This is a genomic window from Nocardia sp. NPDC004860, from assembly GCF_040609015.1.
Classification (GTDB): domain Bacteria; phylum Actinomycetota; class Actinomycetes; order Mycobacteriales; family Mycobacteriaceae; genus Nocardia.
Window position 1 is genome coordinate 149506 of the sequence record NZ_JBEXJI010000019.1, and the last position, 25439, is coordinate 174944.

General features: G+C 68.0%; 31 protein-coding genes and 1 tRNA gene. 13 read left to right on the forward strand and 19 right to left on the reverse strand.

Going from position 1 to position 25439, the window contains the following annotated elements:
• Positions 1-57 precede the first annotated feature (57 nt).
• Positions 58-669, reverse strand: coding sequence for a heme-copper oxidase subunit III (locus tag ABZV44_RS29545; protein WP_083868641.1), 612 nt, complete (start codon positions 667-669; stop codon positions 58-60).
• A 169-nt stretch (positions 670-838) separates the two neighbouring features.
• On the opposite strand from ABZV44_RS29545, the gene ABZV44_RS29550 reads away from it, so the two are divergent.
• Both ABZV44_RS29550 and trpD read left to right on the forward strand, forming a co-directional pair.
• Positions 839-1261: a hypothetical protein gene (locus tag ABZV44_RS29550; RefSeq protein WP_354843128.1), complete on the forward strand. Its 423-nt coding sequence runs from the start codon at positions 839-841 to the stop codon at positions 1259-1261.
• 68 nt (positions 1262-1329) lie between these two features.
• A complete protein-coding gene (gene trpD, locus ABZV44_RS29555; protein WP_354843130.1) occupies positions 1330-2385 on the forward strand; it encodes an anthranilate phosphoribosyltransferase in 1056 nt (351 codons plus the stop codon).
• Between the two features lie 11 nt (positions 2386-2396).
• On the opposite strand, the gene ABZV44_RS29560 is transcribed toward trpD, so the two are convergent.
• The gene (locus ABZV44_RS29560; protein ID WP_354843133.1) at positions 2397-2951 is read right to left on the reverse strand and encodes a hypothetical protein; all 555 of its coding nucleotides are present in this window, start codon (positions 2949-2951) and stop codon (positions 2397-2399) included.
• A gap of 106 nt (positions 2952-3057) precedes the next feature.
• Between ABZV44_RS29560 and ABZV44_RS29565 the strand changes: the two genes are divergently transcribed.
• Positions 3058-3366, forward strand: coding sequence for a hypothetical protein (locus ABZV44_RS29565; protein WP_354843135.1), 309 nt, complete (start codon positions 3058-3060; stop codon positions 3364-3366).
• Between the two features lie 9 nt (positions 3367-3375).
• On the opposite strand, the gene ABZV44_RS29570 is transcribed toward ABZV44_RS29565, so the two are convergent.
• A complete protein-coding gene (locus tag ABZV44_RS29570; protein ID WP_040856541.1) occupies positions 3376-3651 on the reverse strand; it encodes an Lrp/AsnC ligand binding domain-containing protein in 276 nt (91 codons plus the stop codon).
• A gap of 66 nt (positions 3652-3717) precedes the next feature.
• Entirely contained in the window at positions 3718-4188 is a 471-nt protein-coding gene (locus tag ABZV44_RS29575) for a MarR family winged helix-turn-helix transcriptional regulator (RefSeq protein WP_354843138.1), read from the reverse strand.
• 86 nt (positions 4189-4274) lie between these two features.
• On the opposite strand from ABZV44_RS29575, the gene ABZV44_RS29580 reads away from it, so the two are divergent.
• On the forward strand, positions 4275-5126 hold the full coding sequence (locus ABZV44_RS29580) for an NAD(P)H-binding protein (RefSeq protein ID WP_354843141.1): 852 nt from the start codon (positions 4275-4277) through the stop codon (positions 5124-5126).
• A 65-nt stretch (positions 5127-5191) separates the two neighbouring features.
• On the opposite strand, the gene ABZV44_RS29585 is transcribed toward ABZV44_RS29580, so the two are convergent.
• Positions 5192-5266: transfer RNA gene (locus ABZV44_RS29585), tRNA-Asp, on the reverse strand.
• Positions 5267-5566: 300 nt separating this feature from the next.
• On the reverse strand, positions 5567-6031 hold the full coding sequence (locus tag ABZV44_RS29590) for a carboxymuconolactone decarboxylase family protein (RefSeq protein WP_354843144.1): 465 nt from the start codon (positions 6029-6031) through the stop codon (positions 5567-5569).
• 299 nt (positions 6032-6330) lie between these two features.
• On the opposite strand from ABZV44_RS29590, the gene ABZV44_RS29595 reads away from it, so the two are divergent.
• Positions 6331-7095, forward strand: a complete 765-nt coding sequence (locus ABZV44_RS29595; protein WP_354843146.1) for a YdcF family protein — start codon at positions 6331-6333, stop codon at positions 7093-7095.
• Positions 7096-7171: 76 nt separating this feature from the next.
• On the opposite strand, the gene ABZV44_RS29600 is transcribed toward ABZV44_RS29595, so the two are convergent.
• Genes ABZV44_RS29600 through ABZV44_RS29620 form a run of 5 tightly spaced genes read right to left on the reverse strand, consistent with a single transcriptional unit; the run spans position 7172 to position 12258 of the window.
• Complete coding sequence (locus tag ABZV44_RS29600; protein WP_354843149.1) at positions 7172-7624, reverse strand: MaoC family dehydratase; 453 nt, start codon at positions 7622-7624, stop codon at positions 7172-7174.
• Positions 7625-7639: 15 nt separating this feature from the next.
• Positions 7640-9127, reverse strand: coding sequence for a long-chain fatty acid--CoA ligase (locus ABZV44_RS29605; RefSeq protein WP_354843152.1), 1488 nt, complete (start codon positions 9125-9127; stop codon positions 7640-7642).
• 24 nt (positions 9128-9151) lie between these two features.
• The gene (locus tag ABZV44_RS29610; protein ID WP_354843155.1) at positions 9152-10309 is read right to left on the reverse strand and encodes an acyl-CoA dehydrogenase family protein; all 1158 of its coding nucleotides are present in this window, start codon (positions 10307-10309) and stop codon (positions 9152-9154) included.
• An 18-nt stretch (positions 10310-10327) separates the two neighbouring features.
• Positions 10328-11077 carry a 3-oxoacyl-ACP reductase FabG gene (gene fabG, locus ABZV44_RS29615; RefSeq protein WP_354843157.1) on the reverse strand — a complete coding sequence of 250 codons (750 nt, stop codon included), beginning with the start codon at positions 11075-11077 and terminating at the stop codon, positions 10328-10330.
• Positions 11078-11106: 29 nt separating this feature from the next.
• A complete protein-coding gene (locus ABZV44_RS29620) occupies positions 11107-12258 on the reverse strand; it encodes an acyl-CoA dehydrogenase family protein (RefSeq protein ID WP_354843159.1) in 1152 nt (383 codons plus the stop codon).
• Positions 12259-12400: 142 nt separating this feature from the next.
• Between ABZV44_RS29620 and ABZV44_RS29625 the strand changes: the two genes are divergently transcribed.
• Together ABZV44_RS29625 and ABZV44_RS29630 are read left to right on the forward strand one after the other, a co-directional pair.
• Positions 12401-13072, forward strand: a complete 672-nt coding sequence (locus ABZV44_RS29625) for a TetR family transcriptional regulator (protein ID WP_354843161.1) — start codon at positions 12401-12403, stop codon at positions 13070-13072.
• A 96-nt stretch (positions 13073-13168) separates the two neighbouring features.
• Positions 13169-14248 (forward strand): alkaline phosphatase family protein, encoded by a 1080-nt coding sequence (locus ABZV44_RS29630; protein ID WP_354843164.1) that lies wholly within the window; start codon positions 13169-13171, stop codon positions 14246-14248.
• Between the two features lie 294 nt (positions 14249-14542).
• On the opposite strand, the gene ABZV44_RS29635 is transcribed toward ABZV44_RS29630, so the two are convergent.
• Positions 14543-14956: a VOC family protein gene (locus ABZV44_RS29635; protein WP_354843167.1), complete on the reverse strand. Its 414-nt coding sequence runs from the start codon at positions 14954-14956 to the stop codon at positions 14543-14545.
• Between the two features lie 56 nt (positions 14957-15012).
• Positions 15013-15615, reverse strand: coding sequence for a dihydrofolate reductase family protein (locus ABZV44_RS29640; protein WP_354843169.1), 603 nt, complete (start codon positions 15613-15615; stop codon positions 15013-15015).
• 176 nt (positions 15616-15791) lie between these two features.
• On the opposite strand from ABZV44_RS29640, the gene ABZV44_RS29645 reads away from it, so the two are divergent.
• Positions 15792-15935 (forward strand): hypothetical protein, encoded by a 144-nt coding sequence (locus tag ABZV44_RS29645; protein ID WP_354843171.1) that lies wholly within the window; start codon positions 15792-15794, stop codon positions 15933-15935.
• A gap of 11 nt (positions 15936-15946) precedes the next feature.
• Here the strand turns inward: ABZV44_RS29645 and ABZV44_RS29650 are convergent, their stop codons facing one another.
• Positions 15947-16696 carry a helix-turn-helix domain-containing protein gene (locus ABZV44_RS29650; protein ID WP_354843174.1) on the reverse strand — a complete coding sequence of 250 codons (750 nt, stop codon included), beginning with the start codon at positions 16694-16696 and terminating at the stop codon, positions 15947-15949.
• Between the two features lie 129 nt (positions 16697-16825).
• On the opposite strand from ABZV44_RS29650, the gene ABZV44_RS29655 reads away from it, so the two are divergent.
• A complete protein-coding gene (locus ABZV44_RS29655) occupies positions 16826-17356 on the forward strand; it encodes a DUF2231 domain-containing protein (RefSeq protein WP_354843177.1) in 531 nt (176 codons plus the stop codon).
• Positions 17357-17389: 33 nt separating this feature from the next.
• Positions 17390-17809 (forward strand): hypothetical protein, encoded by a 420-nt coding sequence (locus ABZV44_RS29660; protein ID WP_354843179.1) that lies wholly within the window; start codon positions 17390-17392, stop codon positions 17807-17809.
• A gap of 76 nt (positions 17810-17885) precedes the next feature.
• Here ABZV44_RS29660 and ABZV44_RS29665 read toward each other — a convergent pair whose 3' ends face one another.
• The 4 genes from ABZV44_RS29665 to ABZV44_RS29680 all read right to left on the reverse strand — a co-directional run bounded on the left by ABZV44_RS29665 (position 17886) and on the right by ABZV44_RS29680 (position 21490).
• Positions 17886-19241: a TIGR03118 family protein gene (locus ABZV44_RS29665; RefSeq protein WP_354843182.1), complete on the reverse strand. Its 1356-nt coding sequence runs from the start codon at positions 19239-19241 to the stop codon at positions 17886-17888.
• Positions 19242-19327: 86 nt separating this feature from the next.
• Positions 19328-19828 carry a nuclear transport factor 2 family protein gene (locus tag ABZV44_RS29670; RefSeq protein ID WP_354843183.1) on the reverse strand — a complete coding sequence of 167 codons (501 nt, stop codon included), beginning with the start codon at positions 19826-19828 and terminating at the stop codon, positions 19328-19330.
• 13 nt (positions 19829-19841) lie between these two features.
• A complete protein-coding gene (locus ABZV44_RS29675; protein ID WP_354843244.1) occupies positions 19842-20675 on the reverse strand; it encodes a TIGR03619 family F420-dependent LLM class oxidoreductase in 834 nt (277 codons plus the stop codon).
• Positions 20676-20677: 2 nt separating this feature from the next.
• Positions 20678-21490: an SDR family NAD(P)-dependent oxidoreductase gene (locus ABZV44_RS29680; protein ID WP_354843185.1), complete on the reverse strand. Its 813-nt coding sequence runs from the start codon at positions 21488-21490 to the stop codon at positions 20678-20680.
• Positions 21491-21595: 105 nt separating this feature from the next.
• On the opposite strand from ABZV44_RS29680, the gene ABZV44_RS29685 reads away from it, so the two are divergent.
• On the forward strand, positions 21596-22240 hold the full coding sequence (locus tag ABZV44_RS29685; RefSeq protein ID WP_354843187.1) for a TetR family transcriptional regulator: 645 nt from the start codon (positions 21596-21598) through the stop codon (positions 22238-22240).
• A 322-nt stretch (positions 22241-22562) separates the two neighbouring features.
• The gene (locus ABZV44_RS29690) at positions 22563-23699 is read left to right on the forward strand and encodes a Rieske 2Fe-2S domain-containing protein (RefSeq protein WP_354843189.1); all 1137 of its coding nucleotides are present in this window, start codon (positions 22563-22565) and stop codon (positions 23697-23699) included.
• Positions 23700-23719: 20 nt separating this feature from the next.
• Here ABZV44_RS29690 and ABZV44_RS29695 read toward each other — a convergent pair whose 3' ends face one another.
• Complete coding sequence (locus ABZV44_RS29695; protein ID WP_354843192.1) at positions 23720-24532, reverse strand: IclR family transcriptional regulator; 813 nt, start codon at positions 24530-24532, stop codon at positions 23720-23722.
• A gap of 191 nt (positions 24533-24723) precedes the next feature.
• Between ABZV44_RS29695 and ABZV44_RS29700 the strand changes: the two genes are divergently transcribed.
• Complete coding sequence (locus ABZV44_RS29700) at positions 24724-25356, forward strand: TetR family transcriptional regulator (RefSeq protein WP_354843195.1); 633 nt, start codon at positions 24724-24726, stop codon at positions 25354-25356.
• The last annotated feature ends 83 nt before the right edge of the window (positions 25357-25439 follow it).

Sequence of the window (25439 nt, forward strand, 5' to 3'; positions counted from 1 at the left end):
CCGACTTGTACAAGTTTCTGGGTTGCCGACGCGGGCTGGGCCTCGGCACGTCCGGTGCTAGCGGACGAAGTAGATCGTGGCGAAGAGGCCGATCCAGACGATGTCGACGAAGTGCCAGTAGTAGGAGACGACGATCGCCGCCGTGGCCTGCGCCGGGGTGAACTTGCTGAGCTTGGTGCGGATCAGCAGGAACACGAACGCGATGAGACCGCCGATGACGTGCAGACCGTGGAAGCCCGTGGTGATGAAGAACACCGAGCCGTACACGCTGCTGGAGATCGAGGTGCCCTCCGAGTACAGGGCGTGGTACTCGGTGGCCTGGCCACCGACGAAGAACGCACCCATCAGGAAGGTCAGCAGGTACCAGCGGCGCAGGCCGAAGACGTCACCCTTCTCCGCCGCGAACACGCCCATCTGGCATGTGAAGGAGGAGGCGATCAGCACCGCGGTCACCGGCACAGCGAGCTTCATGTTCAGCTCGGTCGGCTCCGGCGGCCAGTTTCCGTGCGCCTGCGCGCGAGCAACGAAGTACATGGCGAACAAGCCGGCGAAGAACATCAGCTCGCTCGACAGCCAGATGATGGTACCGACGCTGACCATGTTGGGCCGGTTCAGCGAATGCACACGCTGGGTAATGGCCGATCCTGGGGTCCCTACTGCGGTCGTCACGCCGGTAAGTATGACTTGTCGTAGTACGACAGGCGTAGGCGGGTACGAAACTTTGTCGTACGTGTCGGAAAGCCCAGGGCGAGCGCTCGTCTGGCCGGGCTCTCGGCGTGTCCCGGATGAGCCTAGATTGCGCAGGTAAGAGGAAGCTGAGCCCTGTGGAGAGGGATGTATGAGCGTGAAATCGTGGTGGCGGCGGATAGCCGGACGCGGCGGGGCAACGGAACTGGACCCGACACGGCCGGATCTGGTGGTGGTGGCATCGAGTTTCGATGACGCCGAAGCCTGTTCGGCGGCCCTCGGCAAGGCTCTGCAGTGGACATCGGACGATCCAGTAGTCCTTCGGCATCACCTCCGGGTTCCCGCCGACCGCGTCGGTGAGGTGCAAGTCATCGCCGCGCAGATCGGCTATGACACCGCCTCCGTGGACGCGGCCGACCCCGCGAACCTGGTGTTGCAGCGCGTGCAGGTGCTCGACGCCCTGCACTGCTCCCAGGAGCGTTCCCGCATGACGGGAATCGCCCATCGCTACGACGGCCATGTCCTCGGCTGGGACGCCCTGCAGCCCGCCGCCGGTCCTGGCGGAAAGAACTAGCCCCGCACACTAGGCTTGCCCCAACAACACTGGTGTCCGGCGTGGACCGGCAACGGGAAGAGAAGGCAATGAGCGCGCGCAGCTGGAGAGAAATTCTCGGCATCCTCACCGACGGCAACGATCTGTCCTCGGATGAGGCCGCGTGGGCGATGAACGAGATCTTCTCCGACAACGCCACCTCCGCGCAGATCGCGGCCTTCGGCGTGGCCCTGAAGATGAAGGGCCCGACCCCGACCGAGCTGAGCGGCCTGGCCACCGGCATGCTCTCGCACGCGAAGCGGGTGCCGTTCGAGGGCGCGGCGGTGGATATCGTCGGCACCGGCGGCGACCGCTCGGGCAGCGTGAACATCTCCACCATGTCCTCGATCGTGGTGGCGGCCAGCGGGATTCCGGTGATCAAGCACGGCAACCGGGCGGCCTCGTCCAAGAGCGGCGGCGCGGACGTGCTGGAGGCGCTGGGCGTGAAGATCGCGCTCGGACCGCAATCGGTGGCCGAGTGCGTGCGCCGGACGGGCATCGGGTTCTGTTTCGCGCCGGTGTTCCATCCCTCGCTGCGGTTCGCGAGTCAGGCGCGCGGTGAGATCGGGATTCCGACGGTCTTCAATATTCTGGGGCCGCTGACCAATCCGGCCCAGCCCAGCGCGGGCCTGATCGGCTGCGCTTTCCCGGATCTGGTGCCGGTGATCGCGGGCGTGTTCGCCGAACGCGGCGCCTCGGCGCTGGTGGTCCGCGGCAACGACGGCCTCGACGAGATCACCACCGCCGACACCACCGATGTGTGGGTGGTCGCGGGCGGCCGGTTGCACGAAACCACCATCGACCCAACCAAACTCGGCATCGAGCGGGTGGATCCGTCGGCGCTGCGCGGCGGCGACGCGGTGATGAACGCGGAGATCGCGCGCACCATGTTCGCCGGCGACCCGGGCCCGGTGCGGGACGCGGTGCTGCTGAATTCGGCGGCGGCGCTGGTGGCGTTCGAGCTGTCCGCCGCGGAGGTGGACGACGATCTGCACACCAAGCTGGCCGCGACATTGAAGCGGGTGGCCGAGACCGTGGATTCGGGTGCGGCCTCGGCCCTGCTGGATCGCTGGGTCACCGTCTCCAACGGGCTCGGCGCGAACTGACCCGGGGGGCTTCAGGCCCCCGGTTCGGACACGGAGTCCACGGCCTGCTTGAAACGACTCATGGCATCGAAACTCTTGATGCCAGGGGCGGTTTCGACCGAGCTGGAGACGTCGACGCCGAACGGCCGATGGGTCGTGATCACCTCGGCGACATTGCCGGGGCTGAGGCCACCGGCCAGCACCACCTGTCCGGGCACCTGCTCCAGCCAGTCCGGGAATTCGGCGAAGACGCCCGATCCGGTGCTGGCGTCGTAGAAGAAGTATTCGCAGACCTGTTCCGGGGTGGGTGCGACGGCCGAGCAGTAAGCCAGATTCGGCAGGTCGGTCCAGGTGTAGAGCTGGATGACGTCGAAGTCGCCGATCACCTCGGCGACCTCGGTCCGGTCGAACGCCACCACGAACGAGCGGATCCGGCCGCGCGCGTACGCCGCCAGCTCACGCGCCCGGGCGGGCTCGACATACCGCTTGCTCTTGGCCGTGCCGACCACGCCGATGGCGGAGTAGCCGAGCTCGACGGCCCAGTCGATCTGTTCCTCGGTGGTGAGCCCGCACACCTTCACGAACATGGTTCCTGGCCTCTCATGGAAGAGTTCCTCCGAGTGTCCTGAGAGTTCGGGTCACCCAGCTGTGTGTTTGCCGTTCGGGTCACCGAGGCGGCGTTACAGTTTCGACATGCGATACGGAGTGGTGCTACCCGGCCTGGTGGCCGTGTTCCTGGGCATCGGCATTCCGGTGAGCGCCGCTCACTGGGCTCACGACGAGACCGCCGATCCCGGCACCCTCAGTGTGGACGGCCGCAGCTACGGCATTCCGGGCGACTGCGTGACCATCCGCAGCGTGCCGCGCCGGCTCAGTGTCGACAATGAAACCGCTCTGCGCGCCCAGGTGTACCTGTTCCCCGGTTGCAAGGGCGGCGTCACGCACACCATCGAGCCCGGTCACACCGGCACCGCGCTGGGCGCGTCCGTGCAGACCCGCTGACCCGGGCGGCTATTCGCCGATCGAGAAGCCGGCCTCCACGTCCGCGCGCGAGTAGGACTTGAACGCGATGTGGGTGGCCGTGCGCAGCACGCCCGGCGTCTTGTTGATCCGGCCGGTGACCACGTCGGCGATCTCCTCGTGGTCGCGCACCCGGACCACGGCGATCAGGTCCACATCCCCCGCGCACGAATAGACCTCGGCCACCCCCTTGATGTCGGCCAGTTCCTGCGCGGTCTCCGGAATCCGATCCGGTTCGGCGGAGATCAACACGATCGCGGTAATCATGAGCCCAACTCTAGGTGATGGCCGGGACGGCAGCGCCGGTCCGGGATCGGACAGCGCGGGTCCGGGTCAGTCCGGGATCGAGTCGGTGTGGTCGAGCGGTTCGCCGAGGAGGTCGGTGGCGGCGCGGTGGATTTTTTCCAGCGCCGACATCAGGTGGCGGCGCTCGGCGTCGGTGAGGTCGGCGGTCACCTTGTCGGACAGGGTCTTCCGGTCGGCTTCGACGGGGTCGCGAAGGTCGCGGCCGCGGTCGGTGAGCCAGAGCCGGACCAGGCGGTTGTCCCTGTCGTCGCGGCGGCGGGTGAGCAGGCCGGCGGCGGCCATGCGGGTGGCCATCTTGACGACGGTCGGCCTGGTGACGTTCAGCACGGCCGCCATCTCCCCCGGTGTGCGGCCGTCCTGTTCCCACAGCACGGCCAGCACGTGATTCTGACCGAGGTGCAGGCCGAGGCGGCGCATATCGCGATCAGCCAAGGCGCGCAAGGCTTTCGAGGTGCGGCCGTGCAGGTCCAGGAAGTCGGCTGAGCCTGGGGAAGACATGAGGCCTCCGGTCGGGTGCGGGTATTGACCATCGATCGTTAGCCGTCTAACGTTTTTCGATAGACGGCTAACGATCTGGAGATGCCATGCTACTGCTGACCGGAGCGACCGGGAACATCGGCCGCGAACTCACCCGCATCCTCGATGCCAACGACCTCGATTTCCGTGCCCTGGTGCGTGATCCGGCACGGGCGGCGACCCTGCCCGCGCGTACCGAGACCCGCCTGGGCGACCTCGACGATCCGGCGAGCCTGGACCGGGCCATGACCGGAGCCACCGGCCTGTTCCTGCTGGTCCCGGGCATCGGGCTGGACCACACCCGCAACCTGCTGCACGCCGCCACCCGGGCAGGGGTGCAGCGGATCGTCATGATTTCCTCCGCCCACGTGCTGGTCGAACCGCTGCCCGCCATGGGCAGCTGGCACCACGAGCGCGAGAATCTGGTGCGCGCCAGCGGAATTCCGTGCACGATCCTGCGTCCGGGCGGGTACATGTCCAATGCCCTGGAGTGGATTCCGGCATTGCGGGCGGGCGACCCGATCCTCGACCCCGCCGGTCCGGGCCGCTTCGCCCCGATCGATCCCGCCGACATCGCCGCGGTGGCGGCCCGCTGCCTCACCCAGCCCGGCCACACCGGGGCCGCCTATCACCTCACCGGACCGGAGAGCCTGACCGTCGGCGAGCAGGTCGCGATCCTCGCCCGAATCCTGGACCGCGACATCAAGATTCGTGAAGCCGCGACGCCGGAGGAGGCGGTGGCGGCCCGCTTCCCGAACGGCGCTCCCCCGCCGCTGGCCGCGGCGATCGTGGCGGGCTTCGCCCTCATGCGCGCCGACACCGTGGGCGCGCGCACCGACATCGTCGCCTCACTGCTCGGCCGCCCGCCGCGCACCTTCGCCGAATGGTGTGCAGCCCATCGCGCCGCCTTCGAGAGCTGACCGAGCCTTCGAGAACCGACGGGGCCTTCGAGGACTGCCGGACCGCACCCGGCCGACATCACCTGCACCAGTGACGGGATTCGAACCCGTGGTTTCTTCCTGGACGGGGAAGCGAGGACTCCGGACTCCTCCACACCGGCTGGACCACCCCACGACCTGCGCGCCAGGGCGTCGGTGGCGACGACGACAGTAATGACACGCCACGGAAAGCGGTACCGATTTTCCGCAGCCGAGCCGGGCACGCTCGATCGGCCGCACGGACAAGGGTTGGCCGCCCGTCCTGAAAGATCGGGCCCGGCAGCCGAATCGCGGGGTCGGTTACGCGGCCCGAACGCCGAGTGGCACACCGCCGCGGGGATTCGATCGATTCCCCTCGGTGGTGTGCCACTCGAGAAGTGTCTACCCTTGCGCCCCAGGGTGATTGGGGCGCGGGCAGGTGGTCACCACTGGCCGGGGACGTACTGGCCGCCCAGCTGGCCGGAGATGACGTTCAGGCGGTTCCAGGCGTTGATGGTGGCGATGAGGGAGATCAGCGCGCCGATCTGGTCGTCGTCGTAGTTCTTGCGGACCAGGGCCCAGGTGTCCTCGGAGATGCCGCCGCCGTCCGCGAGGCGGGTGCCCTCGTCGGTGAGGGCGAGGGCCGCGCGCTCGGGCTCGGTGAAGACGGTGGATTCCTTCCAGGCGGCGACCATGGCCAGGCGGACCGCGGTCTCGCCGGCGTGGGCGGCGTCCTTGGTGTGCATGTCCAGGCACATGCCGCAGCCGTTGATCTGCGAGGCGCGGATCTTCACCAGTTCCTGGGTGGCCTTGGGCAGGCTGGACTCGTCGACGACGCGGGCGGCGGTGACGAGGCGCTTGTTGAACTTGGCGGCGATTTCGTTCTCGTACAGGGCGAAGCGGGTCATTGTTCTCTCTTTTCTCTGTGTCGTTCGTTGCCTTCGCCAGGTTGACGACACGGCCCATGCGGGTGTGACATCAGGTGTTATGTGATGCCGATCACATCCTACGGAGCGGTCCGACCGGTCGCGCCGACCTCACGACAATGCCGGTCCGGCTTGATATTTCCGCTGTTCGGACGCTGTCTCGCGACGATGTGAATCCTGATTTCGCGAAATCGCCTCCATGGAAGTGGATCCGGCGCGATCATGATTCGGACGATTGTGAACCGACCGGTAGTCACATCCCGGCTACCTAGGGGGTTGCGATGCTCGACGCAGGCAGACATCGGAGAATCTCACCCAGTGGTCAGTGGCAAGGAGTCCGCCCCCAGCTGGGGCGCGTCCGGCCCGGCCGCCATCACCGCAGGACATCGAATCAGTTACGCACCAAGGCCATCCGGGCCCTGCTGCCCGGCGCGACCGTCATCGCACTGGCGGCGGCCGCCGCCCCGGCCCACGCCGACGCGCCGCCGCAGCCGGTACAGATCGATTCCATCGCCGGGCTCTCCCAGAACATGCTGGAGACCATCAATGCGTTGCAGACCTTCAATATCCCCGGCATGGACCTGCCGGGCCTGAACCTGCCCGCGCTGTTCACCCCGGACACCGCGATCGTGGTGCTCGGATACGGTCTGCAGCCCGACGGCTCGATGCGCCCGGAGCTCATGGCCCGGCTCTACGCCGGCTACGTCTCGGCCCTGCTCTCGCCGCAGGCCCCGGTCATCGTGACCGGCGGCAATCCGCAGAACGGGGTGACCGAGGCGGACGCCATGGCGGACTGGCTGGTCGAGCGCGGTATCGACCGCACCCGCATTCATACCGAGACCAAGGCGAATTCGACGGTCCAGAACGCGGCGTTCTCGGCGCAGCTGATGGACGCCATCGGCGCGCACGCGGCGATCCTGATCACCTCGGCGAACCATATCGCCCGGGCGCTGATGAATTTCCAGGCGGCCGGCATCTCGGTGGTGGCGACCATGACGCCGGACGCCGCACCGCTGTCGGCGGTGCCGTTCGGACCACGCGGCTAGCCCGCGGAACACCGCCGGTCCGCGAAAAGCCGGGGCCCGCCGATCGATTCGATCGGCGGGCCCCGGTCTGCGCGCCTCAGGCGAGGTAGCGGGCGATGCTCTCCGCGACGCAGGCGGGCTTGTCCTGCCCCTCGATCTCGACGGTGACCGTCCGCACGGCCTGCACGCCGCCCGGGATGTCGGTGACGGCGTCGAGGGTGAAGCGCCCGCGGATGCGGCTGTCCACCGGCACCGGGTTGATGAACCGAACCTTGTTGAGCCCGTAGTTGATCGCCATGTTCGCGGCGCTGACGGTCATGACCTGCGCGGTCATCGGCACCACCAGCGACAGCGTGAGGAACCCGTGGGCGATGGTGCGCCCGTAGGGTCCGGCGGCCGCGCGGGCAGCGTCGACGTGGATCCACTGGTGGTCGTCGGTGGCGTCGGCGAAGGTGTCGATGCGCCGCTGGTCGACGGTGATCCAGTCGCTGACACCGATTTCGGTGCCGGCGGCGGCGCGCAGGTCGTCGAAGTCGCTGAAGTCGATCATGCGATGTTCCTCCCGTTAGGCGTAGCGCTGCTTCAGTTCGCGCTTGAGGATCTTGTGGGTGGGCCCCATGGGCAGTTCGGTGACGAACTCGACGCGGCGCGGGTACTTGTACCGCGCCACATGCTCTTTCGCGTAGTCGATGACGTCCTCGGCGGTGAGCGGCCCGGACGGCACGACGACCGCGAGGATCTCCTCGCCGTAGTTCTCGTCCGGCACACCGATGATCGCCACCTGCGCGATGTTCGGGTGCCGCAGCAGCGCGGCCTCCACCTCGGTCGGGTACACATTGAACCCGCCGCGGATGATCATCTCCTTGATCCGGTCCACGATGCGCAGGTAGCCCTGCTCGTCCTTGATGCCGAGGTCGCCGGTGCGGAACCAGCCGTCCACCATGACCTCCGCGGTGGCCTCGGGCTTGCCGGTGTAGCCACTGAACACATTGTGGCCACGCACCACGACCTCACCGATGGTGCCGGACGGCAGGAGTTCGATGCGGTCGCGCACGTCGGCGGCGGCGATCTCGACGTCGACGCCCCACACCGGGTGCCCGACGGTGCCGATCTGCGGGCCGAGCAGCGGCTGGTTCACCGTTGCGGTGGGCGAGGTTTCGGACAGGCCGTAGCCCTCGAGGATGTGCGAGCCGAAAACCTTCTCGAACTCCTCGATGATGACCGGCGGCATGGCCGCGCCGCCGCTGATGCACAGCCGCAGCTTCGGCAGTTCCGCCGCACCGCCCTCGGCCGCGTCGAGCAGCCCGTGGTACATGGTCGGCACACCATGGAAGGTGTTGATGTTCTCCTTCACCATGAGCTCGAGCGCCTGTGCCGCATCGAATCTCGGCAGGAGCACCAGGGTCGCGCCGAGCCGCCAGTGCGAGTTCATGGAGACGGTCTGTCCGAACACATGGAACAGCGGCAGCGCGCCCAGGGCGATGTCCTCGCGCTCGACCTCGTTGGCGTCGAAGGCGTTCACCGTCGCGCACATGACCATATTGAGGTGGCTGAGCTCCGCGCCCTTGGGGCGGCCGGTGGTGCCGCTGGTGTAGAACACCACCGCGGTGTCGAGCGGGCTGCGCGCCACATACGCCGGAATCGCCTCGCCGGAAAGCTCTTTCGGGCTCAGGCAGTCGATGCCGGCCCGGCCGGCCGCCTCCTTGCCGACGGCCTCCACCATCGGATGACAGATCATGACCTTGGCCTCGCTGTCGCGCAGCACGTATTCCGCCTCGTCCGCGGTGAGCAGCAGGTGCACCGGCACCACGGTCGCACCCGCCGCCAGAATGGCGAAGTACGCACGCGGGAAATCAGCGGTATTGGGTCCCATGAGCGCGACCCGGTCGCCCGGACGCACCCCGAGTTCGATGAGGGCACCGGCCTGTTCGCGGGCCTGCCGCCACAGGTCGCGGAAGGTGATGCGCTGGTCACCCTCGATCAGGGCGATGTGGTCGGGTCGCCGCCACGCTGGTTCGGCGAGGATGCCGGCCAGGGAGAGAGTCGCGTTCATCGATACCTCGGTTCGATCGGTTGGTCAGAGACCCATGTCCTTGGCGATGATCATCTTCATGACTTCGCTGGTGCCGCCGTAGATCCGGTTCACGCGGTTGTCGGCGTAGAGGCGGGCGACCGGGTACTCGTTGATGAAGCCGTAGCCGCCGTGGAGCTGCAGGCAGCGGTCGATGACGCGATGCGCGACCTCGGTGCAGAAGAGCTTGGCGGAGGCGGCATCCGCCGGGGTCAGGGTGCCCTCGTCGAGGGCCTCGAGGCCGCGATCCACCACGGCCTCGGCGGCGTCCACCTCGGCCTGGCAAGCGGCGAGTTCGAACTTGGTGTTCTGGAATGCCGCGACCGGCTGACCGAAGACGTTGCGCTGCCGGGTGTATTCCTTGGCGAAGCGGATCGCGGCCTTGGCCTGCGCGTACGCGCCGACGGCGATGGACAGCCGCTCCTGCGGGAGGTTCTGGCCCAGGTAGGAGAAACCCTTGTGCTCCTCGCCGAGCAGGTCCTCGACCGGCACCTCGACATCGGTGAAGTTGAGCTCGGCGGTGTCGGAGACCTTGAGGCCCAGCTTGTCCAGCTTGCGGCCGACGCTGTAGCCCGGGGACTTGGTGTCCACCACGAACAGCGAGATGCCGTGGCGGCGATCGGTGTCGCCGGGCGGGGCGGTGCGGGCGCAGACGATGACGCGGTCGGCGAGCACGCCGCCGGTGATGAAGGTCTTGGCCCCGTTCAGCACGTAGTGCGTGCCATCCTCGGAAAGCTTTGCGGTGGTGCGCATTCCGGCCAGGTCGGAGCCGGTGCCGGGCTCGGTCATGGCGATGGCGAACATGATCTCGCCGGTGACGAAGCCGGGCAGCCAGCGCTGCCTCTGCTCCTCGGTCGCGAGATTCTTGAGGTAGGGCAGACACAGTCCGACGTGCACGCCCGAGCCGCCGAAGGACACCGCGGCGCGGGCACATTCCTCCATGAGGATGGCCTGGAACTTGAACGACTCGATGCCCGCGCCGCCGTACTCCTCGGGCACCTCGATGCCGAAGACGCCGAGTTCGCCCAGCTTGTAATAGAAGTCGCGCGGCGCGATACCGGCGGCGTACCACTGCTCGTAGACGGGCACGACCTCGGCTTCGATGAACGCGCGCACGGTCTCGCGGAAGGCGTCGTGGTCCTTGTCGAAAACTGTTCTCTGCATGGGGAAGATCTCTCCGAACTAGAGGCGGCGGCCGCCGTCGACGTAAATGGTCTGGCCGGTGACGAACGAGGCGTCGTCGGAGACCAGGAAGGACACCACGCTCGCGATGTCGGCGGGCTCGCCGACCCGGCGCAGCGGGGTGATCTTGGCGGCCTCGGCGCGGAACTCCTCCGGCGAGACGCCCACGCGCGCGGCGGTGGCATCGGTCATCTCGGTGACGATGAAGCCCGGCGCGACGGCATTCACATTGATGCCGAACGGGCCCAATTCCATGGCGAGCGTGCGGGTCAGGCCCTGGACGCCCATCTTGGCGGCCGAGTAGTTGGCCTGGCCGCGGCTGCCCAGCGCGGACACGCTGGAGGTGTTCACGATCCTGCCGGACTTCTGCTTCACCATGTACTTCTGCGCTTCCCGCGAGCACAGGAACGTGCCCTTCAGGTGCACGGACATGACGATGTCCCAGTCGTCCACGGACATCTTGAACAGCAGGTTGTCGCGCAGCACGCCGGCATTGTTGACCAGCACGTCGACCGAACCCAGTTCCGCGGCAATGCGTTCGAACGCGGCGGCGACCTGCGCCTCGTCGGTGACATTGCAGCCCACCGCGATGGCCGTGCCGCCCTGGGCGGCGATGGCGTCCACGGCGTCCTTGCAGGCGGCCTCGTCGAGATCGACGATGGCGACGGCGAAGCCGTCGGCGGCCAGGCGGGCCGCGGTGCCCGCGCCGATTCCGCGGGCCGCACCGGTCACGACTGCGACTTTCGACATGACTGAATCTCCCTGTCTGTGAATGACGTTCAGAGGAAGGCGTTCACGCCGGTGAGGGCGCGCCCGATGAGCAGTTTCTGGATCTGGCTGGTGCCCTCGTAGAGGGTGAGCACGCGGGCGTCGCGCAGATACTTCGACACCGGGTACTCGTCGATGTAGCCGTATCCGCCGAACACCTGGATGGCATTGTTGGCGGCCTTCACCGCGGCCTCGCTGGCGAACAGCTTGGCGACCGAGGCCTCGGTGCCGAACGGCTTGCCCTTCCCGACCAGGTCGGCGACCCGCCAGGTGAGCAGCCGCGCCGCCTCGACATCGACGGCGATATCGGAGATGAGTTCCTGGACCAGCTGATAGGAGGCGATCGGCTTGCCGAACTGCTCGCGTTCCCGAGCGTATTTCACGGCGGCCTCCAGGCAGCCGCGCGCGACGCCGACACACCCCGCGGCCACCCCCATGCGGCCCTTGTCCAGCGCGGCCATGGCGATCTTGAAGCCTTGGCCGAGCTCGCCGAGCCGGTTGGCATCGGGCACCCGCACCTGGTCGAGGGCGAGTTCGGCGGTGGCCTGGCCGCGCAGGCCGAGCTTGCCCTTGATCTCGGTGCGCGCGAAGCCGGGGGCGTCGGTGGGCACCAGGAAGGCGGTCACGCCCTTGGGGCCGGGGCCGCCGGTGCGGGCGAAGATGATGGCGATATCGGCCCAGGTGCCGTTGGTGATGAACATCTTGGTGCCGGAGAGCAGCCAATCGTCGCCGTCGGCAACGGCTTTGGTGGTGAGGCTGCCCGCGTCGGAGCCGGTGCCGGGTTCGGTGAGGCCGAAGCAGCCCAGTGATTGCCCGGCGCACAGGCGCGGCAGCCATTCCCGTTTCTGGGTCTCGGTGCCGTAGGTCTTGATCGACTTGGCCACCAGGCCGAGCGAGACGGACACGATGCCGCGCACCGAGCTGTCGCCGCGGCCGAGTTCCTCGAGCAGGACGCAGTAGTCCAGGGCCGTGCCGCCGGAGCCGCCGTACTCCTCCGGGATCTCGATGCCGAGGAACCCCATCTCACCGAGCTTGCCGACGATCGCGGTATCGACCGCCTCGGCCCGATCCCAGGCGGCCGCGTGCGGAACGACCTCTTTGTCCACCCAAGCCCGGGCCAGTTCGCGCAGTTCGCGCTGCGACTCGCCGAGTTCGAAGTCCATGGTTGTGATAGCTCCTAACCAAACGTTGTTAGGTTTATGACTCGAAGTTATACTAACAGTGTTCGGTTAATCAAGGATCGAATGATAAGTTCGACGTCCGCCGGGGGATCGCCGAGGTCTTCCATCGAAGGAGGTGAGCCGGATGGCCAGGCCGAAGGTGCCGCTGCTGAGCCGCGAACGGATTCGCGACGCGGCCCTGACCCTGATCGATCGCGACGGGCTCGCCGAGCTGTCCATGCGCAAGCTCGCCGCCGAACTGGGTGTGCAGGCCGCCTCCCTCTACACCCACTACCCCACCAAGGACGCCGTCCTCGACGACATCGCGGGCGGTCTCATGGCGCGGGTCGATGCGTCGGCCTTCGACCAGGGCTGGCGGGCCGGCCTCACCTCGTGGGCCCACTCCTACCGCGACGCCCTGGTCCGGCACCCCAACTTCGTCGCCTACCTGGCCGCCGGACCCGGCACCCGCGACGAGAACCTGCGCGCCGCCGACGCCGTCCACGGCGGCCTGGTCTCCGCGGGCTGGCCCCCGCGCGACGCCACCATGATCGGCGCGGCCACCCGTTACCTGGTCATGGGCGCCACCATGGGCTCGTTCTCCCGCGGTTTCGTCGACGACGTCCAGGTCTACCGCGACCGCTACCCGCATCTGGAGCAGGCGCATCTGCTGCGCGCGAAGGCCGACGAGATCGATTCGGAGAGTTTCGAATTGGCGCTGTCGGCCTTCACCGACGGTCTGCAGTTGCGCTTCGACGCCATCGAGAAGGAGCGGGCCCGCCGGCGCCGGACCCGCTCGAACCCCCGCTCCGGCTAGGGGATGCGACCCGCCGACGTTTCACTCAGCGGGACAGTTCTGGTCAATTGTCCGAATTTGCTGCGGAAGTGCCGAACCCCGGCTAGGTTGCCGCGCATGTCTCGAACTCGTGCAATGGTGGCCGCCGCCGCGCTGGCCGCACTCCCGCTGGCCACGGCCGCCCCGGCAACGGCCGCACCCGTGGTGAACAAGGTCGTGGTGATCGGCATCGACGGCACGCTGTGGAGCGAGGTGCAGGCGGCCAATGCCCCGAACCTGGGCCTGCTCGCGGCCCAGGGCACCCTGGCGCGGACCTCCATCGCCCCGCACACCACCATGTCGTGCGTCTCCTGGGCGACGGCCTTGACCGGGGTGTGGGATACCAAGCACGGCATCAAGGACAATGACTCCACCTGCACCCCTGCGCCTTTCGCACAGTATCCGACGGTGTTCACGCAGCTGGAGCGCGCGAAGCCGAGCCTGGCCACCGCGTCCCTGGGTACCTGGGACAAGATCGGCATGATCGCCCGGACCGGAAATCCCGCGGCGGACAGGGTGTCCGTGACGCAGGTCGATCCGACCGGCGCGGGAGTCTGTGAGACGACCGCGGATTCGAATGCCGCGGCGGAGGTGGTGTCCGCCATCACCGACGACGGAACGGATTTCGTGTTCACCCACCTCGATCAGGTCGATATCGTCGGCCACACCCTGCGCGGCATCTGGCCGCAGGCGTACCGGGATGCCATCGGCCGGGTGGACGCGCTGGTCGGCAAGATCACCAAGGCGGTCGACGACCGCGCCCGTACGCACGCCGGCGAGCGCTGGACGATCCTGGTGACCACGGACCACGGGCACAAGCCCGAGGGCGGCCACGGTGGTCAGAGCGCCTACGAGACAGCGAGTTTCATGATCGCGCGGGGGCCGGACTTCGCCGCGGGTGCGCAGAACAACGGCTACACCCTGGCCGACATCACCCCGACGGTGCTGGACCTGCTGGGTGCACCGGCGGATCCGAACTCCGATGGCCGCTCGGTGCGACTCGGCGGTTCCGGTGATCCCGCCGCTACGCCGCCGAACACACCCGCCATCGACTCCGGCATCACCGGTTCGTCCTCGGGCTCGGCGCAAATGCTCATGGTCAACAATCCGCTCTGCCTGGTGGCCAGCGGCTCGGCCGGTGGATCCTTCGGCAAGTAACCGGTCGGAGCGCCACCGCTCGACAAGGAGCGGGCCCGCCGTCGGCGGGCCCGCTCCTTGTCCTCGACCCTCGCCGCCGTGGCGCCCCGGAATCCACTCCCTCCTACGGTTGAATGCCAGCCTGTGGAGCCCAAAGCGAAGCGCCTGCTATTCCTCGCTGCCGCGATCATCCTCGCCGCATCCACCTACACCTACGCCCTCTCCCCCGGCCGCTACGGCGCGGCAATCGCCCTCGGCGCAGTCCTGACCATGTTCTTCGTCGGCAAGGCCATGAACTGGTCCCGGCCCCCGCACCTACTTCGGCGCGACCAACTCCAGCGCGATGTTGTCCGGGTCGCGGAACTCCAGGATGTAGCTGACGCCGATGTCCTTGATGTCCTCGTGCGCGACACCGCAGGCATCGAGATGCGCCGCGGCGGCCTCCAATTCGGCCAGTGAACCGACCGGGAAGGCGAGATGGTCGAGACCGACACGGTCCTCGTCGAACCGATCGGTTCCGACCGGCCGCAGACCGATCAGCCCCTGCGCCATCCGGTAGATCACCCCGCCGTCCAGGAAGCTCAGCCGCTGCCGTGTTTCGTCGTCCGCATCGGCCGCGACCTCCAGCGCCACCGGCCACCCGAAGACCGCATCGTAGAAGGCTCTCGACCGCCCGATGTCACCCACGGTCAGCCGGATATGCGCAACAGACTCCACAGAGATCGCCATGCGGCCGATGCTGGCATACCGCGGCCCTACTCGCTGGTTCGACACCGCGCGGCTGCTCAGGCGAGGTGCGCTCGCGCGTCCTCGTAACCGGCCTCCTCGGGAGCGTCGGCGGGGCCGTAGATCAGGTGCAGCACACCGGTTTTGAACGACGCGGCCGACAGCAGCCGCAGCGGGATGGGAGTGCCCTCGTCGAAGAGCCGCAGGCCGTCGCTGCGCAGGGCGATGGGGTGCACGAACAGATGCAGTTCGTCGATGAGCCCGGCCGCCAGCAGCTGGCGCACGATCGAGGTCGAGCCGCTGAGCGAGATGTCGCCGCCCGGCTCGGCTTTGAGGGCGGCCGCGGCCGCCACCAGATCACCGCGGCGCTGTTCGGAATTGCGCCAGGTGAAGTCGAGTTCACGACGGGAGAACACGATCTTGCGCAGATCGCCGAGCGCCTTCGCGAAACCTGCGTCCTCGGCTCCGGCAGCCTCGCGTTCGGGCCACGCGCCGGCGAACGAGTCGTAGGTGACGCGGCCGAACAGCAGGGTGTCGGCGGTGGCGACCAGGGCCGAGACGGCCTCGCCCATCTCGTCGTTGTAGTAGGGGAAGTGCCAGTCCTGCGGGTCGGCGACGATGCCGTCGAGGGAGATGAACAGTCCTGCGGTGATCTTGCGCATCGGTGTGCTCCTTGCGAATGGGGTCGGGGTGGGCCGCGCGGTTACCCATGGGACGGGGCGACCGTCCCGGATTCATCGGCCGGGCCGCTGCCACTGCGCTGCCCTTCACCCATTACGCTGTGGCACAACCGAATCCACCGCTCGTACGGTTGGGAACGAGTCAGTGGGAGTCTGCGGTGAAGCGCTTTCTTTTCGTGATCATGACGATCGTCGTCGCCGCCTCCACCTATGACTACGGCCGCTCGTCCGGCCACTACGGAGTGGTCGTGGTGATGGGCATCGTCCTCACGCTGTTCCTGATCGGGAAGACCATGGAATAGCCGTATCTCCCTCAGGCGGAGGCTGCCGACGAGCCCGGGGCGGCAGAGTGGTCCGGGCGGTCACGGCCGTCGGCTGCCGGGCGCAGTTCGACGCAGCATTCACCGGGGGCCGGAGCCAGGACGGCTTCGACGCTGTTCGCACCCAGGCCGTCGAGGATGCCGGAGAGGTAGGCGTGGTTGAGGGTGCAGACGAGTTCGGGGGCGGAGGCGGCGAGGGGGTGGAAGGGGCAGTTGTGCAGGCGGATGCAGGACGGGGTCGGGCGGCCGGGTTCGAAGCCCTGGCCCGACAGTAGGGCTTGGAGGAGGGTGAGGGCGCGTTCGGGGCCGAGCCGGCCGGGTTTGCGGAGGTCGCGTTCGGCGGCGCCGAGGGCGGTGCCGCGCTCGGTGGCGACGCGGACGGCGACGTCCCGGGCGGTCTCGTCCGTGCCCTCGCGGAGCACCGCGCTGATCAGGATTTCGGCCAGAATCTCGTAGCGGCGCTCCGGAATGCTCACGCGCACATCGGTTTCGGCGGGTTCGTAGACCTTGGGGGCGCGGCCGACACGGCGGCGGGCGCCGACGGCCTCGTAGCGGGCGCGCAGCAGGCCCGCGTCGACGAGCTTGTCCAGGTGGAAGGCGGCGAGTTTGCGGGAGATGCCGACCTCGGCGGCGGCCTCGTCGCGGGTGACGGGGCGGCGGGCACGGCGGATGTACCAGTACATGCCGCGGCGCAGGTCGTCATCGAGAACGGCGACGGCACCGATAGCGGAAGTGCTGGTCACATGACCACATTAGCGCCGATCGCGTTGACCGAAAAGGAGTGGGTACTCCGCCAGCGTGTAGTCCTTGACCCGGCCGAGTAATTACGCCAAGAATTATTTCCTTAATTAAAGGCTGGTTGGGAGGTTGTCGTGACCGCTGATCCGCAGCAGGCCGAGCCAGATCCACGCCAGGCCAAGCGCCCGGTGAGCGCGGCGCTGGCCGGGCCGTACGGCCATCCGTTCCACCCGATCCTGGTCACCGTGCCTATCGGAACCTGGGTGGCGAGCCTGGTCTTCGACCTCGCCTCACACGTGGTCGGCGATCCGGAGTTCCTGGCGCGGGGCGCACTGTGGTTGATCGCCATCGGCGTGCTCGGCGCACTCGCGGCGGCCACCGTCGGATTCCTGGACTTCCTGGCCATTCCGGCCGGCACCCCCGCCTTCCGCACCGGTCTGCTCCACCTGAGCCTCAACCTCGCGGTGACCGTCGCCTTCGCTCTGGATTTCGTCTGGCGGCGAGCCGAGGGCACGCACGGTCCGGTGCCGTGGGGCCCGCTGCTGCTGTCCGTGGCAGCCCTCGCGGCCCTGACCGTATCCGGTTATCTCGGCGGCAAACTCGCCTATCGCTACGGCGTCCGGGTCGCCGACGAGACCACCCAGGCCACGGGTTTCCAGCGCTGAATCCCCCGCCCCCTCTCTCGACAGGAGTTGATCATGGCCATCGCGGCACTCATCACCTGGCTGCTCACCGCGGCCGGCGGTTTCGTTCTGCTCGGCACCTGGATCGCCAAAGGCGGTGTCCGGCAACCGAGTTCCAGCCATCTGCCCCCGCCCGTCATCTTCGGCCACTTCCTGCTGGCCGTCGCCGGGCTGGTGCTGTGGATCATCTACCTGGTGGTCAGCACCAAGGCCGTTGCCTGGGTCGCCTTCGCGCTGCTGATTCCGGTGGCGCTGCTCGGCTTCTTCATGCTGCTGCGCTGGCTGCCGGTCTATCGGGGCCGGACAGGCGGCATCCTGTCGTCCACACCACCCGAACACCACTTCCCCGTCATCGTCGTGGGCGGGCACGGCGTCTTCGCCGTCGTCACCGTGGTGCTGGTCCTGCTCACCGCACTGGGTGTCGGCGCGAGCTGACCTCGGCGACGAGCCGGCCCCGGAAAAGGAGTGAGCCCCGAGCCGGAATCGACTCGGGGCCCGGGGCCTTCGCGGGTTACTTCAGGCGGAGGCTGCCGAACAGGCCTTCCTTCTCGTCGTTGGGGCCCGCGGTGAAGTAGAGCGCATCGGCGTCGCCGAGGCTCTCACCGTTGCCGAACATGAGGCCCCAGAGGCCCTCGATCTCGGCGGGCTTGCCATCGGCGTCGCGCAGGTAGTCGACGAACTTGCCGGACTGGTCGTCGAGGGCCAGGATGTGGCCCGCGCCGCCGAAGTTGCCGACCAGCAGCTTGCCCGACAGCGGGCCGAAGCCCTGCGGGGCGATGGTGACGGCCCACGGCGCGTTGAGGCGGCCGTCGGCGTCGAGGGTGCGAACCAGCTTGCCGTTCTTGTCGAACTCGGCGACCTGGCCCTTCTTGGCCTTGTTGCCGGCGTTCTTCTCCTGGTCCTTGTCGAGCTTGTCCTCTTCGCCGGCCTTCAGCTTGTTCGGGTCGCCGCCCTCGGACTGGGTGACGGCGTAGGCGACGAAGACGCGGTCGCCGATGGTGGCGACATTGAAGGGGGCCGGGTCGCCGACCTTCACCTTCTTGCCCTTGGACGCGTCGGCCGGGTCGATGGCGTCACCGGTGGCGAAGGGGTTGGCGAAACCGGTGGTGGGCACCAGCTTCCAGTCCTTGTCGAAGGTGCGGACCTGCGGGTCCTTGCCGAAGTCGGCGGCCAGCAGCTTGGAACCGGACGGGTCCAGGGCGATGCCCTTGAACTTCATGCCCGCCGCGGTGCCGTCGTACTCGAGCACGGCCGGGCCGTCGTGGCGCACGATGGCGCCGCCCGCGCCCTGCTCGGTCCAGCCGGAGATCTTGCCGGAATCGGTCGCGAAGATGAATCGCGCGGAGCCGGTGAGCTTCTCATCCTTGCCGTCGTAGCTGACCGGCTGGTCCTTCACCGCGAAGATGTCGGAGGTGATGGGGGCCGGATTGAAGACGACGCCGGTGGTCTTGCCTTCGCTGTCGTCGCCGTCGTCGTCCGGGATGGAGTCCGCGCCCGGGATGGTGACCAGCTTCAGCGGGTCCTGGAACATCTTCTGGTACTTGGCATCCGGCGACTTGGTGACGTCACCGACGAACTGGAAGGAGTAGCCGCCCGCGCCCACCCAGAAGTGTCCGCCGGCGCCCTTGGGACGGTCCGCGATGCCCCAGGCGTTGATGAACTTCGGGTCGGTGAACTGAGCCTTGTCCGACTCCTTGTTCGAAGCGATATTGACCTGGGCGTAATGGTTGCCGTCGAGCGCCTTCACGTCGTCGCTTGCCGACTTCGAATTACTGCATGCCGCCGCGACCACCAGCGCCGCCCCCAGCGCCGATACGCGCAGCAGGGTCTTGCGCACCGGCGGCATGCCGCTCGAGCGTCCGTTCATCTCAGGTCCTTCCAGCAAACGCCCAGGTGCGGCGTTAGGTGATGCTAACCATAACTGGAAGAATCGGCGGTGTCGTTAGGGGACCCTCATTTCCATTCGGAAACGACATCTCCGCTGGCCCAGGGCGCATTGAGCAGTTTTCGGGCGGCCTCGGAGCCATCCAGAGCCCGGGTGATCCGCTGCGCGATCCGCCAGCCGTCGGAGGTGCGGACCAGGCGGAAGTGATTCGCCCCGGCCCGCCACACGAAGAATCCGCCGTCCCGCCGCCGGACCAGCAGCGACTCGCACACCGCCGTCGCGGTGTCCCCGTCCACGGTGACTGCGACGGGACCCAGGAAGTGCGCCGACCCGGCGGCGATGAGCGATTGGTGCGCCTGCGATTCGACCATGTCGCGGACCTGCCCGCGATCGCGCATGTGCCAGCCCTCGACGTCGTATTCGCCGTCCTGGGTCCACAATTCGGCGACCGCCTCGGCGGCCCCGGCATCGACCAGCGGGCCGTAGGAGGCGATCAGACGGGTGATGGCCAGCTCGTCCTCGACCCGGCGCAGCCGGTCCTCGAGCACGGCGAGACGCTCTTCGATCATGGAAATCCTTCTGCTACAGGAGATGACGGTCGACCAGATCGCGCAACGCCGCGAGCTGATCGCAGTAGTGGGCGGCATCGGTGGCCCGGACCGTGCAGGTGAGGTGGGTCGCCCCGGCCGCCCGCAGCCCTGCCAGCCGGCGCAGGGAATCCTCGGAGTTCCCCCGCGGATCCAACGGCACACCGGGCGAGAGCACCACATCGAAACCGTCGGGCACGGTCACCGTGGCCAGCAGGCCCGCGATCTGGTCGGCGGGCAGGCCGAACGGCACCCAGCCGGTGCCCAGCGACACCGCGCGGCGCAGCGAGCGGCGAGTGCGCCCGCCCACCCAGATCGGCACGGTGGTGGCGGTGGCGTGCGGCTCCAGCACGAAGCCTTCGACATCGCGGCGACCCCAGGCCCGGCGCAATCGGGTCAGCGCCGCATCGGCCCGCGCGCCCCGGTCCTCCCAGGTCGCGCCGAGCAGAGCGAATTCCTCGGCGAGAGAGCCCACTCCGACCCCGAGCACCACCCGGCCGCCGCTGAGCCGGTCGAGGGTGCCGTAGCTCTTGGCCAGCGCCAGCGGATGGTGGTAGCCCAGCACCAGCACCGAGGTGGCGAGCCGGATCCGGGTGGTGTGCGCCGCCAGGTACGACAGTGTGGCCAGCGGGTCCCAATAGGTCGCGCCGCGCACCGAGGCGGCCGCCGCGGGCACGCCGACGTGGTCGGAGCAGGTGAGGTGGTCGAAGCCGAGTTCATCGGCGGCCGTGGCGATCCGGGTCAGGTCCTCGGGGCCCGCGGTGGCCTCCCAGGGCGAGGCGACGCCGGGCACCTGCACCACGATCGGTGTGGACAGACCGAGCCGGATACTCATCGCACCACCCGTTCCGGCAGACCCATGAGCCGCCGCATGCCCTTGTCGGCGCGCAGCACGGCGGCGGCCCGATCCGGGTCATTGCGCTGGGCGGCTCCCGCCTCGTTGCCGGACATGATGTGCACCGGCCCGTGCCCGAGCCGCGAAAGTCCTTCGCGCGCCACGTCATCGGGCTCGGACACCGTCATCCCCGGCACGGTGAAGTCGAGTCCGACGCGTTCCATGGCCGGCGTCCGGGTCACGCCGAGCACCAGTTCGAGCACATCCACCCCGTACTCCCCGAGCTCCAGCCACAGGCTCTCGGCGAAGATCCGCCCGAACGCCTTGACCCCGCCGTACACGGTGTGATGCTGCGAGCCCAGATACCCGGCCAGCGACCCGACCATCAGAATCCCGCCTCGTCCACGGGTTTTCATGGCGCGCCCGAAGTGATGGATCAGCGCGAGCGGCGCGGTGATGTTCAAATCGATGACCTGCCCGAACGCGGTCAGATCCCCATCCACGAAGGGCGCGCTGTGGGTATTGGCCCCGGCATTGAGAACCAGCAGGCCGACCTCCACGTCGGCGACCGCGGCGACGATCTCGCCCACCGCATCGGCAGCGGTCAGATCGATTGCGAGCGTGCGCACCTCGACCCCCAGCTCCCGGCATTCCGCGGCCGTCGCCGCGAGCGGTTCCACCCGCCGCGCCACCAGCAGCAGCGCGATCCCGGCCCCGGCGAGCTCCAACGCGAACGACCGCCCGACCCCCTCCGATCCCCCGGTGATGACCGCCCACGGCCCATAACGCTGCGGGTCCACACCGTTCATCGCTACTTCCTCACCTGTGAGATCGAACTCGGTCTCTTCCAGTTCTACAAACTTCCGCCCGGAAAAACTAGAGTGAATTCTAGTTATCGGACAGAAGGTGGTTTCATGCCGCGCATTCAGGACTCACGCGCCCCCGGCCGCGTCTCGACGGCCCGGCAACTGGAGCGGCAGCGCGCGATCCTGCGCGCGGCCGCCCGACTGGGCGCCGAACACGGCCTGGAGCGGGTGCAGATGAGCGAGGTCGCGCAGTCCGCGGGGGTCGCGCTGGGCACGCTGTACCGGTACTACCCGTCCAAGAACCACCTGTTCGCGGCGGTCCTCGATGGGGCGGTCCGCGAATTGCCGCACCCCGCAGCGGTTCCCGGCGACCCGGTCACCGGTGCGACCGAGTTCCTGAGCCGTGCGATCGGCGAGCTGCTGCGCCACCCCCTGCTGGCCCGGGCGATGATGGTGTCGATGAACGCGGTGCGCGCCGAAGGCCACGCCCTGCCCCACGATCCGTCGTCCCCCGAGACGGCGTCCGCCGCGGCAGCTCTGGTCACGGATCAGGTGATGCCCGAACGCATCCTGGCCGCCGCGGGTATCACGAACCCTGCCGACGAGGACCATCGCCTGGCACGTCTGCTGGAGCAGTGCGTCTACGGCATCCTCACCTGGACCATCGCGGGCCGCCTGACCATCGACCAAGCCCTCGCCGACGTCCACCGCGCCTGCGAACTCCTCCTCGCCCCCTGGCGATCGGCACGATGAGCGGCGAACCCGGAGGCGACCACCGTTTTACGATCCCCGCCACGACCACGCTCGTCGTATTCCCGAGCCTGTCCCCTTTCGGGCCGAATGTCATAGGCCGCGGCGCGCGGACGAACGTGGTGTTCCACGCCGCGGAATTCTCTGCCCCGCAGTTCCAGTCACCGAGACCCCGTGGAGGAGTTTCATCCACTCTTCCAGTCAGTGAAATCGTCTGTGCGGCATGGGTTTTTCCACCGCTATAACGGGGAATGTGCGGGATCGGCCCCGATGACGGGGCCCGTGAGTTGGTCTTCCGCATTCACACCGAGCGAGGACGGTACCCATGACAACGATGCGTGACGAATTCCGCCGGGTCGAAGCCGAACCGGCACCGGCCCGCTTCGCGCGAGGCTGGCACTGTCTGGGGTTGGTGCGCGATTTCGCCGACGGCAAGCCGCATTCCATCCGGGCGTTCGGGACCAAGCTGGTGGTCTTCGCCGGAGCGGACGGAACACTGAATGTGCTGGACGCCTACTGCCGGCACATGGGCGGGGATCTGTCCGACGGTCACGTCAAAGGCGACGAGATCGCGTGCCCGTTTCACGACTGGCGCTGGGGCGGGGACGGCCGCTGCAAGCAGATTCCCTACGGCCGCCGCGTCCCGCCGCTGGCACGTACCCGAGCATGGAAGACGCTGCAGCAGGACGGGATGCTGTTCGTGTGGAACGACCCCGAGGGCAATCCGCCGCCGCCGGAGGTCGCCATTCCCCGCATCGAGTCGGCCGGCAGCGAAGGGTGGACCGATTGGCACTGGTACACCACCGTCGTCGACACCAACTGCCGTGAAATCGTCGACAACATCGTCGATATGGCGCACTTCTTCTACGTGCACGGCTCGCTGCCCACCTACTTCCGCAACGTGTTCGAAGGGCATGTGGCGACCCAGTACTTCGACAGCGGTGCGCGGGCGGATCTGCCGGGGCCGGTCGGCGAACCGAAGCTGCTCGGCACTCAGTCGGTCGCCTCGTACTACGGACCCTCGTTCATGATCGACGACCTGCTCTATCGCTATGAGAACGGCGACCACAAAACAGTTTTGATCAACTGCCACTATCCGATCGACGCGAACTCCTTCGTCCTGCAGTACGGCATCATGGTCGAAATCCCCGCCGGTCTCGACGCCGAGGAAGCCATGGCCGGCGCTCGCGCGATGGGCGACTGGGTCAAGATCGGCTTCGAGCAGGACGTGGCGATCTGGAAACGCAAGGCGCGCATCGACAATCCGCTGCTCTGCGAGGAAGACGGCCCGGTCTACCAGTTGCGCCGCTGGTATCAGCAGTTCTACGTCGACCAGGCCGATATCGAACCGGCGATGGTCGATCGATTCGAATACGAGCTCGACACCACCCGCCCGGCCGAGGCCTGGAATGCCGAGGTCCGGGCCAATCTGGCCCGCGCAGCCGCCGCGCCGGTGTCATGAGCGCAGCCGCCGCGCCGGTGTCATGACCACGAATTGAGCACACCCGCACCGGAGGTTGTCCCGGTGCGGGCGTTCGGCCGCAACCCCAGCAGGCGTCGCCGGATATCGACCGCGGCGCTTCGCACTGCGGCCGTGGCGTTTTCGATGGACACCGACCGGGTCGAACCCGACAGCGATACCGCGGCCGGTGCGCTCTCGCACAGCCCGCCGATGGCCGCGGCCACGACCGTGACCCCCAGTACACAGCCCTGCGAGTCGACGGCGACACCGCCACGATCGTGAACCGTGCCCAGTTCCCGCGCCAGCTGTCGCGACGAGCGCACGCTGTAGCAGGTCGGCGCCTGCTGGAACGACAGTTCGGGCCAGCGCTGCGGGTCGAGCCCGGCCAGCAGCGCCCGCCCCGGCGCGGTCAGGGCCGCGGCCTGGCGTGCCCCGACCGACCACCCGGCTCCCGGCCCGGGCGGTGGACCCAGTCGCTCGAGGTGCAAGACGTCCGGGCCTGCCAGAATGCTCAGGTGCGCGGTCAAGCCCGTGCGTAGATGTAGCGCGGTCAGCACCGGAGCCGCGGTCTCGCGCAACCGGCGCTGCGGGGCCACCTGCGCACCGAGTTCGAACATTCGCAGGCCGAGCCCGTACTCGAAACCTTCACGCTCCACCCAGCCCAGTTCCACCAGACGCCGCAGAATCCGATGCGTCGACGACCGTGGCAGCCCGGTCCGCTGTGCGATCTCCGCCAATGTCAGCGGTCTCGGCCCATCGAAGGCATCGAGCAGCGACGCCACCCGATCGATCATGGCCGCCGGGGCGTCGTGAGTTCGTGTCGTCGTTGCCACGTTCCACCTACCTTCGAGCACCAATGTCAGAATCTGCCATTTGTGGCAGAATATGACACACAGGGCGTGAGCACGACCACATTGCCCGGAAAAGGCAGCACCGACCTGTTTCTCCGGATTCCCGCCCGTGGCCCCGGGGGCCGCCGGTACGGCGTTACGGTAGGCGCGACCAGGAATGAGGAGGACTCGTCGTGAGCAACCCGGCCAAGGCGAAGCTGGCCAACAAGCGGGCCGAAGACCTACGCCTGACCATCGCGCTCGCGGCCCACGCCCTGTTCGTCGCCGACGGCGACACCTCCGCGACGGTCGAACGCATCTGCGAGACGGTCGGAATCGCGCCACGCACCTTCCACCGCTACTTCGCGACGAAGGAGGATGTGGTGCTCCCCCTGTTCCGTCGCAGTGAGCAGCTCGTCCGGGAGGTGCTCGCGAAGGCGCCCATCGACGCCGACCCGGCCGACGTCCTGACCCACGCATTCACCACCGAGGTCCATCAACGGCAGTCGTTCGACTTCGATCGGACCTTCATGACCCTGATGATCAACACGCCCGAATACCGGCGTCGATGGTTGGAGTGGGGCGAATGGCTCTACGAGCCCATCACCGAATTCCTCTCCGCGCGTATGGATCTCGGCACCGATCCGTTCCTGCGCGAACTGCCCGCCCAGCTGGTGGTGCAGACCAGCCGCCAGGCCTATACGCACTGGATCGTCAGGGCCGAGTCGACCGATTTCGCCGAGGTCGAAGCGATCATGCAGCGCGGCTTGACCGTACTGTTCGCCGGACTGAGCGCGGTGACCTCCCCGGTCGCACACCCGACGTGAGAGCCCGAGGTTGATCACGGTCGAATCGACCACGGCGAAAGACCCGCCACAGCGCGGACGGCCGGGTGCGCGAGGTGCGCACC